Genomic DNA, 797 nt, shown 5'->3' on the forward strand with positions numbered 1-797 from the left:
CCGAAGAACGCGCTGTGACGCCCACCCTCTTCCTTCGACAGGATGTACACGCTCGCCTCGAACTTCGTGTGCGGCTTGATGCTCCCGGGCTTCGCCAGCACCTGGCCGCGCTCCACGTCGTCACGCGCCACGCCGCGCAGCAGCACGCCCACGTTGTCGCCCGCCATGCCCTGATCCAGCAGCTTGCGGTGCATCTCGATGCCCGTCACCGTCGTCTTGCGCGTGTCGCGCAGACCCACGATCTCCACTTCGTCCTGCACCTTCACGATCCCGCGCTCCACGCGGCCCGTCGCCACGGTCCCGCGGCCCGTGATCGTGAACACGTCTTCCACCGGCATCAGGAACGCCTTGTCCGTGTCGCGCTCAGGCGTGGGGATGTAGCTGTCCACCGCGTCCAGCAGTTCCCAGATGTTGTCCACCCACTTGTTGCTGCCGCGCGCCATCTTGGGTTCCGCGACCAGCGCTTCCAGCGCCTGCAGGGCGCTGCCCTTGACCACGGGCAGGTCGTCGCCGGGGAACTCGTAGCGGCTGAGCAGTTCGCGGACTTCCATCTCGACGAGTTCCAGCAGTTCTTCGTCGTCGACCATGTCGACCTTGTTCATGAACACCACGATGTACGGCACGCCGACCTGGCGGGCGAGCAGGATGTGCTCGCGCGTCTGGGGCATCGGGCCGTCCGCGCTGGACACCACGAGGATCGCGCCGTCCATCTGCGCGGCGCCGGTGATCATGTTCTTGACGTAGTCGGCGTGGCCGGGGCAGTCCACGTGGCTGTAGTGGCGGGATTCGGTGTTGTA

General features: G+C 66.4%; 1 protein-coding gene. It reads right to left on the minus strand.

What is annotated here, in order from left to right:
* Nucleotides 1-797 (minus strand): elongation factor Tu (locus IEY33_RS19060; protein WP_188964869.1); only part of this gene is annotated, 797 nt, incomplete at both ends.

It is taken from the genome of Deinococcus aquiradiocola (assembly GCF_014646915.1).
Taxonomy (GTDB): domain Bacteria; phylum Deinococcota; class Deinococci; order Deinococcales; family Deinococcaceae; genus Deinococcus; species Deinococcus aquiradiocola.